Below are 9,422 nucleotides of genomic sequence, written 5' to 3'. Positions count from 1 at the left end.
ACGGCATGCGGACTGCAGGCAGAGAAAACTGGCCGATTTTCTCTGCACTGGAGGGATAATACAAGGCCTGATAAGCGCAGCGCATCAGGCAATTTTGCGTTTGTTTCTGCCTTAAGCAGGTTTACTGCCCCAAACTACTGCAATCCTTATTCGGGTAAAATTTACCCGCCGTATCGGGCGCTAATACTTTGGTTGGCGCACCAGTATCCGGATTAGCCTCAAGCGTAAAGTGACCTTCTACTGACAGTAACACCGGTTTTTCACTGTGACCGCGCGCAGCCAGGTAGCTACGCTCCAGCTCTGCGTTATTCGCTACCATGAAACGTTTTCCGGTCGCGCAATCAGTGAAGGTCGCCGCATCAGCCATATAAAAATACATGCCTCGCAGGGTCATCGGCGTCATAGGTAAACTAGATTGTGCCGGTTCCAGCGTATAGTTGAACTGCGATTCAATCGGATTGCCTTCACGATCGAGCATCTCCAGCGCATCGCCTTTCGCCCGATAATATGACTTTTCACCTTTGCTGTCGGTTAATACCAGCTTGTCAGCGGTTCGCGCCCATGTACCGTAGGAAGCGAAGGAGGAAGGTTCTTCACGAGCACCGAGATAACGCTCATTCATCACCCATGTTCCGTCTTTTTCGAGGAACAGAGAGGTTTCGATTCCTTCGCAATCAGCACACGGCAGCACGCCGCGCCAACTTTGCGGCATCGGTTTCAGTTCGGCAGCCTGTGCTGGAGAAAGCGTATCGACTTCGGCCCGGTTATTACATCCCATCAGAGTAAAGAGGCTGATTACAGCCATCGCTGTCACTATCGCTTTTTTCACCATCTATTCCTTCTTTTTATTCCCGACCGCTGCGTACTTTGCCGCGCATCGCCTTCACGCTTGATTTTTGTGCTTTCGATGCCAGCCTGCGCTCTTTCGATGCACGGGTGGGCCGCGTGGGTCGTCGGGCTTTTTGTTCTGTTGTTAAATCTTTAATCACTGCCACCAGCCGGGCTAGCGCGGCTTCGCGGTTCAGTTCCTGACTGCGGTATTCCTGTGCCTTAATGACAATCACGCCATCACTGCTGATCAAATGATGGCTGGCGGCGAGTAGACGCTCTTTGTAATACTCTGGCAGGCTGGACGCCCGAATGTCAAAACGCAGATGAATGGCCGTTGAGGTCTTATTAACATGCTGCCCGCCCGCGCCCTGCGCACGAATGGCGGTGATCTCAAGCTCACCATCGGGAATAGCAACATGTCGGGAAATCACAATCATGAAGGTTGTTGCCAGGCGGTTAAGTTAACTTCCAGATTATTCTTATCGTCCGATAACCAGATCACGCCATCCTGAATCGTTGCCTGCAGCGTCATGGTACGATCGGCAAAGGCGCTTACTTTCGCCAGTTGTTCATCGTCCAGATACCAGACGGAAAGATTGGCAAACTGCACACATTTGCTCTGATTTTGCTGCCACCAGATTTGCGCCGCCCGACTATTATAGGTAAACAGCGCCACTTCTGCGGCCTGGGTGCAGGCTTTCTTAATCCGCCGCTCATCCGGCAGCCCCAGCTCAATCCACAAATCAATGCCCAGGTGATCGTTACGCAGCCACGCTTCCGGCTCATCATCGGCACACAAACCACGGGTAAATTGCAGACGTTCATCAGCATATTTCGCTCCTGGGTTTCTGAAGGGTGGCGCGCCAGCGTCAGAGAGGCATCGAGAAACTGGTTGCGGTCGAGATCGGCCACATTAACCGTCGCTTTATAAATTGTCGCTTTAAGCGCCATAAGAAAACTCCTTTCGAATCAGGAGGCCATTGTAACGGAATACGTGCAGTTGCGGCGCTGATATTGCAGAAATGAGTGTGGTATAGTCACCTTGCGAAACAGAGTTTATCTTCGTAGGCTTAGACTTGCATCCACGGTTAAGTCAGAGTGCTGACAGGAGGGCATGTGGAAAAATATTGTGAGTTAATACGCAAGCGGTACGCGGAAATCGCCAGCGGAGACTTAGGATACGTTCCGGACGCGCTGGGCTGCGTTTTGAAAGTGCTGAATGAAATGGCTGCCGACGACGCCCTTTCTGAGGCTGTCAGGGAAAAAGCAGCATACGCTGCGGCAAACTTACTGGTGAGCGATTATGTCAATGAATGATACGTATCAACCAATCAATTGTGATGATTACGATAATCTTGAGCTCGCCTGCCAGCATCATTTAATGCTGACACTTGAGCTGAAAGATGGCGAAAAATTGCAGGCAAAAGCCAGCGATTTAGTCTCCCGCAAAAATGTGGAGTATCTGGTCGTCGAGGCCGCTGGCGAAACCCGTGAGCTACGTCTGGATAAAATTACCAGCTTTAGCCACCCGGAAATCGGTACGGTGGTGGTGAGCGAGTCCTGATTGACTTTCGCCGGATGCGACGTTTGATGCGTCTTATCCGGCTTTCACTTAACTAAGCGTTTTCTGCCAGACAAAACTTACGCCATTCTCACCTTCAGCCACACCTTCTTGCGTCACAAATACCCCTGCCGCCGCAATCAGCGTTTCGCCATAAAACAGCAGTGGCGTGGTGTCACGTAGCCACGGCGGCACGCCTAACTCTTGCCAGATTTTCTTCAGCTTACGTCCGCCGTTGCGCCCGACAATATGCAGCAATCCTGCCGCTTTGAAACGCACGCTGACCGCTTCGTCTGCACGCGGAGGGCGAATATCGCCTCCCGCAGTAAGCTGTACGCTTCCCAGCCCCGCCGGTAATTCCAGCGGTTGTAGCCACGTCTGCCACGGCACAATGGTTTCACTTTGCCCGGTGACGGAGTTAATCCACCACAGTTGCGACTGATAGCGCCGTATTTCAAACGCGCCAAAACGTAAACAGGGGGAGGCATCTTCCCGCGCCAGCGCCACTTCCTGCCAGATCCGCACCAGCGCGTCGCGGGAAGGCATCGGTGCATTCTGCCCTGCCAGCCAGCGGCGGATAATCGCCGCGCGACGGGCATCACTCATCGCTAGCATTGGCGCAATCTGCAGCGTCCCCTGCGACGTTTGGCAGTGTGCTAAATCATCCGCCAGCAGTTCATCCAACAGACTCTCTTGTTCAGCACAAAGTGCGGCGCTGCGGGCCGTTGCTTCGGCAAAATGCGGCCAACGCTGCTGCAATAACGGCACTACGCGCAGGCGCAGAAAGTTACGATCGTATGAGTCGTCCTGATTACTTTCGTCTTCAATCCAGCGTAAACCATGCGCCAATGCCCACTGCGCCAGTTCCCCCCGCGTGCGGGCAAGCAACGGGCGGATAAGCCGTGTTCCGGCAAACTCCGAGACTTCCCCCATAGCCGAAAGCCCGGCAGGGCCGCTACCGCGTTTTAGCGCCAGCAGAAAGGTTTCACATTGATCGTCGAGATGTTGCGCGGTGACCAGCACTTCGCCGGGCAATAGGGTACGGGCAAATGCCTGATAACGCGCCTGCCGCGCTTGGGCCTCAATCCCCAGCCCCTCTTGCGCAAGTTGTACGCGTTCGACCACCAGCGGCACCTGCCACTGTTGGCAGACGTTTTCGCAATGCGTAACCCAGGCATCGGCATTGGCACTTAAACCGTGATGCACATGAATAGCGCGCAGAGTGACGCCCGGATTTTCCGTCCGCCACTGCACCAACTGATGCAGCAGAACGGTGGAGTCAAGCCCGCCGCTAAAGGCCACCAGAATCTGGCGTGAGGTGAGAAGTTGTCTATTGAGCGTGAGTGTCATGATGGTGCGATTTTACAGTAGCAATGCCCGGCACGTTACCGGGCAAATGCGGCGATGACAAGCCTTACTGCTCATACAGTTCCAACGGCAGCCCGTCCGGATCGTTAAAGAAGGTGAAGCGTTTTTGCGTGTATGGATCGACACGGATGGCTTCACACTTCACGTTATGGCTTTCAAGGTGCGCCACTGCCGCATCGATGTCATCAACGCTAAAAGCCAGATGACGCAGGCCGCAAGCTTCCGGTCGGCTGGGGCGCTCCGGCGGGAACGGAAAAGAGAAAAGCTCAATCACATATTGCCCATTAAGCGCCAAATCCCCTTTCCACGAGTCGCGCGCTTCGCGATAGACTTCGCTTTGCAGCGTGAAACCAAGAATATCGCAGTAGAAAGCTTTGCTCACCGCATAATCCGTCGCAATAATCGCAATATGGTGAACCTGTTTTAAACCCAGCATAACGTCTCCTTTATTTGTTAACAGCACGTTACTCGCCCGGAAGCCGCTCTGGCAAGTTATCCCGCCATTTTTAGGACTCGTACGCGGTAAACGCCGTCTTCGTCCTGTTTCGCGCCGTGAATATCCGTTTCAAAACCGGGGTAATGTTGCCCTACGGAACAAAGCATCAGTAGAAAATCGAGTACCGTGCGGCTCTCTTTGGTCAGCATTTCTCCTGGCATCAACAGCGGTACGCCCGGTGGATAAGGCAGGATCATATTTGCCGATACTCTACCGACCAGTTGTTCCAGCGCAATGGTTTCTACTTCACCTTTAATCTGTCTCTGCCATGCCTGATGTGGCGTCATGATCATTTCCGGCAAAGTATCGAATGCCCGCAACATCAAACCGGGAAGATCGTGTTTACGAATCAGCTTATGGATCCCTTGCGCCAGATCCTGAATACGCATATTGCGGTAGAAATCGGGATCTTCAGCATAGAGATCGGGTAGCATATTTTTGATCCGCAGGTTGAGATCGTAAGAGCGTTTAAATTCCGTCAACCCACGCAATAATCCCATTGCTTTGGTTTTATCGATACCAATACTAAAGAGAAACAGCAGGTTATAAGGGCCGGTTTTCTCTACTACGATCCCACGTTCGTCGAGGAATTTTGCCACCAGCGCCGCCGGGATCCCCTCCTCGCTCATATTGCCCTGTTCGTCCATCCCCGGTGTCAAAATAGTGACTTTAACCGGATCGAGAAACATATGATCGGCATCCGCATCGTTAAAGCCGTGCCACTGTTCGCCTGGCGCAACGGGCCAGCATTCGGCTTCATCCACCTGCGGCGGTTGCCAGATATCGAAAAACCAACCGTCAGACTCTTCCCGCAACCGCTGGACCTCTTTGCGAAAATGCAGCGCCCGCTCCACCGAACGGTTAATCAGCCGTTTGCCCGGATTACCACGCAGCATCGCCGCCGCCGTCTCAACCGAAGCAACAATGGGATAACTGGGCGAGGTGGTGGTATGCATCATAAAGGCTTCGTTAAACGCCTCTTCGTCATACTCGCCTTTAATGTGGATCAGCGAAGCCTGCGATAACGCCGCCAGCATTTTGTGGGTCGATTGCGTTTCGAAGATCACTTTTCCCGCAACACGCTCGCCGCTCATACCACTTTTCCCCTGGTAGATCGGATGAAAATGGGTGTACGGCACCCAGGCGGAATCGAAGTGGATCGACGGGACATCCAGCGTCTGTTTGATCCAGTCGGTGTTGTAGAGCAAGCCATCATAGGTGGAGTTGGTAATCACCGCATGAACCGGCCATTGTGCCTGCGTGGTGGCAGCGACTTTCTCTTCGATGCTGTCGCGAGTAAATTCACGGCGCGGGATCCCACCAAGAATCCCCAACGCATTACGCGTCGGTTTCAGCCAGACTGGCACTACATCGTTCATCATCAACAGATGCGCCAGCGATTTATGACAATTGCGGTCGATCAACAGCGTACTGCCGGATGGCGCGGCGTACATACCCACAATTTTGTTCGACGTCGATGTTCCGTTGGTAACGATATAACTCTGTTCCGCGCCAAAAGTCCGCGCGATGTACTCTTCCGCTTCCAGGTGTGGCCCGGTGTGGTCGAGCAACGAACCAAGCTCGGTGACCGAAATAGAGACATCAGCCTTGAGGGTATTCCCGCCGAAAAAATCATAAAACAGGCAGCCAACCGGGCTTTTTTGATATGCGGTGCCGCCCATATGCCCCGGCGTACAAAAGGTGTACTTCCGCTCTTTAACGTAGGTAAACAAGGCTTTCGTGAACGGCGGTGTAATGTTATCAAGATATTCGTCGGTGTACTGACGCATACGAATGGCGATATCTTCCGCCTGCCCCAGCGCATATTCAAAAAACCAGAGCGCCATCCGCATATCCTGCACGCTGACATCCATCGTCGAGTGGGTGTTGATGAAGGCATAAAGCGGGAGATATTCATTAAGTTGATTGATATCGCTGCATAAATCGAGACTGTACTCATCCCAGTCAAAAATCACGCCGCAAATTCGAGGGTTATGTTCGATAAATTTCAGCAAATCAACGCTGTTTTGTGGCCAGATAATCTGAAAGCCTTGCGCCACCAGCGCCGACTCCAGTTCTTTGATGGGCTCATCTTTATAAAAGACGCCATGCGGTCCCATAATGGCAATGATGTTCATGTGTTCCTCCTGGAAAATCCTTCCTTAATCATAGCCTGCTCAAACCGTGGCGATAAAAAAGGGCCACCGAAGTGACCCTTTTTCAGAACTTTTGCGAATTACGCGTAACCGTAGCTCATCAGGCGCTGATAACGACGATTTTTTAAATCTTCAGTGCTTAACACATCGAGATCGGCCAGATCCGCCAGCAGTTGCGCTTTCAACGATGCCGCCATCGCTTCCGGGTTACGGTGAGCGCCGCCCAGCGGTTCCGGGATGATGGAGTCGATCAGTTTCAGCTCTTTCAGACGCGGAGCGATGATACCCATCGCTTCAGCCGCCAGCGGAGCTTTGTCGGCGCTCTTCCACAGAATGGACGCACAACCTTCCGGCGAGATAACGGAATAGGTGCTGTATTGCAGCATATTCACTTTATCGCCCACGCCAATCGCCAGCGCACCGCCAGAACCACCTTCACCGATAACCGTACAAACTACCGGTACGCCGAGGCGAGACATTTCACGCAGGTTGCGTGCAATGGCTTCAGACTGACCACGCTCTTCTGCGCCCACGCCAGGATAAGCCCCCGGGGTGTCGATAAAGGTGATGATAGGCATCTTAAAGCGTTCAGCCATTTGCATCAGACGCAGTGCTTTGCGGTAACCTTCTGGCGCTGGCATACCAAAGTTACGGCGAATTTTTTCTTTGGTTTCACGACCTTTTTGATGACCAATGATCATCACCGGACGACCATCGAGACGGGCGATACCACCGACGATAGCTTTATCGTCTGCATACGCACGGTCACCAGCCAGTTCGTCAAATTCATCAAATGCCAGGCGAACGTAATCCAGGGTATAAGGACGCTGTGGATGGCGTGCCAGTTGCGCAATCTGCCATGCACCGAGATCGGCGAAGATTTTACGCGTCAGTTCTACGCTTTTTTCACGCAGACGATGCACTTCTTCATCGATGTTAATATCCAGTTTCTCATCCTGACGGCTAACCGCAGTCAGAGAATCGATTTTCGCTTCCAGCTCTGCAATCGGCTGTTCAAAATCAAGGAAATTCAGACTCATAGTATTCCTGTATTAGTCAAACTCCAGTTCCACCTGCTCCGAACCAATGAGGCCACGGAGATCGTTTAATAAACGATCGCTCGGAGAGACACGCCACGTCGCGCCAAAACGCAACCGCGCGCGTGCATCCGCCCTCTGATAGTAGAGATGTACTGGAATTGTCCCAGAGCGGTGGGGTTCCAGAGACTGACGGAGTCGGTTTAAAAGCTGGTCATCAATTTGCCTGTCCGTCAGCGAGATAGCAAGCCCGCGAGCATATTTTTCCCGGGCTTCGTCAATATCCATCACTTCGCGAGCGGTCATTTTAAGCCCACCGCTGAAGTCATCAAAGCTGACCTGTCCGCTGACGATAAGTATGCGGTCTTTTTCCAGCAATTGCTGGTATTTATCCAGGGCGTCAGTAAACAACATCACTTCCAGCCGCCCGGAACGGTCATCCAGCGTGCAGATACCGATACGATTGCCGCGCTTGGTGACCATAACCCGCGCGGCAACAACGAGCCCCGCAGCCGTGATGACTTTACCACGTTCTGTCGGGTGCATGTCTTTCAGCCTTACGCCTCCGACATAACGCTCAATCTCTTTTAAATACTGGTTGATAGGGTGTCCGGTCAGGTACAGGCCTAACGTTTCACGTTCCCCATCTAATACCACCTGCTCCGGCCACGGTTGGCAGCTGGCGTAGGATTGTTCAATTTGTTCCGGCTCTTCGGCCAGCACGCCGAACATATCGGCCTGACCGATAGCTTCCGCTTTCGCGTGTTGATCTGCCGCTTTTAACGCATCGCCCAGCGAGTTCATCAGTGCCGCGCGGTGTGGTCCAAGACGGTCAAACGCCCCGGACATGATCAGTTTTTCCAGCACCCGCCGGTTTAACTTTTTGGTGTCGGTACGGGCGCAAAGATCAAACAGTTCGCGGAAGTAGCCGCCTTTATTACGGGCTTCGATGATGGCCTCAATCGGACCTTCACCTACCCCTTTGATGGCGCCAATACCATACACGATTTCGCCGTCGTCGTTGACGTGGAAATGGTAAAGACCGGAGTTTATATCTGGTGGCAGGATTTTCAGCCCCATCCGCCAGCACTCATCCACCAGGCCCACCACCTTCTCGGTGTTGTCCATATCGGCGGTCATTACCGCCGCCATAAACTCCGCAGGATAGTGTGCTTTCAGCCATAACGTTTGATATGACACCAAAGCATAGGCCGCAGAGTGCGATTTGTTAAATCCGTAACCCGCGAATTTCTCCACCAGGTCGAAGATTTTCATCGCCAGTTCGGCGTTGATTCCGTTCTTTTCTGCACCTTCAGCAAATACAGAACGCTGCTTAGCCATCTCTTCCGGCTTTTTCTTACCCATCGCACGACGCAGCATATCCGCGCCACCGAGGGTATAACCAGAAAGCACCTGGGCAATCTGCATGACCTGTTCCTGATACAGGATGATGCCGTAGGTTGGCTCCAGTACCGGTTTCAAGCTTTCATGCTGCCACTGCACGTCCGGATAGGAGATCTCTTCACGACCATGTTTACGGTCGATAAAGTTATCCACCATCCCTGATTGCAACGGACCGGGGCGGAACAGTGCCACCAGGGCGATCATATCTTCGAAGCAGTCAGGTTGCAGACGCTTGATCAGGTCCTTCATGCCGCGCGATTCAAGCTGGAATACCGCAGTGGTTTCCGAGCGTTGCAGCATGTCGAAGCTTTTCTTGTCATCCAGCGGGATCGCGGCGATATCCAGCGGCGGCTCGCCATTCTTCGCCCGCCGCTTGTTGATCATCTCCAGCGCCCAGTTGATGATGGTGAGCGTACGCAAACCAAGGAAGTCGAACTTCACCAGTCCGGCGTATTCAACGTCGCTTTTATCAAACTGGGTGACCGGATGTTTGCCCTCTTCATCGCAATAAAGCGGCGCAAAATCGGTAATTTTGGTCGGTGCGATAACCACCCCACCGGCGTGCTTAC

The 9,422-nt window shown here is 52.9% G+C and carries 8 protein-coding genes and 2 pseudogenes (1 of these 10 cut by a window edge); 2 read left to right on the top strand and 8 right to left on the bottom strand.

Features of this window, described 5'->3' with window-relative positions; translation table 11 throughout:
* Positions 1-121: 121 nt before the first annotated feature.
* The 3 genes and pseudogenes from nlpE to QZF50_RS18175 all read right to left on the bottom strand — a co-directional run bounded on the left by nlpE (position 122) and on the right by QZF50_RS18175 (position 1,782).
* Complete coding sequence (nlpE, locus tag QZF50_RS18185; protein ID WP_000239192.1) at positions 122-832, bottom strand: envelope stress response activation lipoprotein NlpE; 711 nt, start codon at positions 830-832, stop codon at positions 122-124.
* Between the two features lie 13 nt (positions 833-845).
* Positions 846-1,268, bottom strand: a complete 423-nt coding sequence (gene arfB / locus QZF50_RS18180) for an alternative ribosome rescue aminoacyl-tRNA hydrolase ArfB (RefSeq protein WP_000635545.1) — start codon at positions 1,266-1,268, stop codon at positions 846-848.
* Positions 1,265-1,782 (bottom strand): annotated as a pseudogene (locus QZF50_RS18175) (YaeQ family protein). The gene arfB and the pseudogene QZF50_RS18175 overlap by 4 nt, the downstream one beginning before the upstream one ends.
* 165 nt (positions 1,783-1,947) lie before the next feature.
* On the opposite strand from QZF50_RS18175, the gene QZF50_RS18170 reads away from it, so the two are divergent.
* Positions 1,948-2,148 (top strand): YaeP family protein, encoded by a 201-nt coding sequence (locus QZF50_RS18170; protein ID WP_000417058.1) that lies wholly within the window; start codon positions 1,948-1,950, stop codon positions 2,146-2,148.
* Positions 2,135-2,395 (top strand): Rho-binding antiterminator, encoded by a 261-nt coding sequence (gene rof / locus QZF50_RS18165; RefSeq protein ID WP_000062312.1) that lies wholly within the window; start codon positions 2,135-2,137, stop codon positions 2,393-2,395. Before QZF50_RS18170 ends, rof begins: the two co-directional genes overlap by 14 nt.
* 48 nt (positions 2,396-2,443) lie before the next feature.
* Here rof and tilS read toward each other — a convergent pair whose 3' ends face one another.
* The 5 genes and pseudogenes from tilS to dnaE all read right to left on the bottom strand — a co-directional run.
* Positions 2,444-3,742 (bottom strand): tRNA lysidine(34) synthetase TilS, encoded by a 1,299-nt coding sequence (tilS, locus tag QZF50_RS18160; RefSeq protein WP_001676327.1) that lies wholly within the window; start codon positions 3,740-3,742, stop codon positions 2,444-2,446.
* A gap of 64 nt (positions 3,743-3,806) precedes the next feature.
* On the bottom strand, positions 3,807-4,196 hold the full coding sequence (locus tag QZF50_RS18155) for a VOC family protein (RefSeq protein WP_000901098.1): 390 nt from the start codon (positions 4,194-4,196) through the stop codon (positions 3,807-3,809).
* Between the two features lie 56 nt (positions 4,197-4,252).
* Positions 4,253-6,394, bottom strand: coding sequence for a lysine decarboxylase LdcC (gene ldcC, locus QZF50_RS18150; protein WP_001020973.1), 2,142 nt, complete (start codon positions 6,392-6,394; stop codon positions 4,253-4,255).
* A gap of 98 nt (positions 6,395-6,492) precedes the next feature.
* Complete coding sequence (gene accA / locus QZF50_RS18145) at positions 6,493-7,452, bottom strand: acetyl-CoA carboxylase carboxyl transferase subunit alpha (RefSeq protein ID WP_000055741.1); 960 nt, start codon at positions 7,450-7,452, stop codon at positions 6,493-6,495.
* 12 nt (positions 7,453-7,464) lie between these two features.
* Positions 7,465-9,422 (bottom strand): annotated as a pseudogene (dnaE, locus tag QZF50_RS18140) (DNA polymerase III subunit alpha) (it continues 1,517 nt past the right edge of the window).

This window comes from uncultured Escherichia sp., assembly GCF_948475835.1.
Lineage (GTDB): Bacteria > Pseudomonadota > Gammaproteobacteria > Enterobacterales > Enterobacteriaceae > ECMA0423.
Note: the sequence above shows the minus strand (reverse complement) of the source record. Positions and strands in the feature narration are given on the sequence as shown.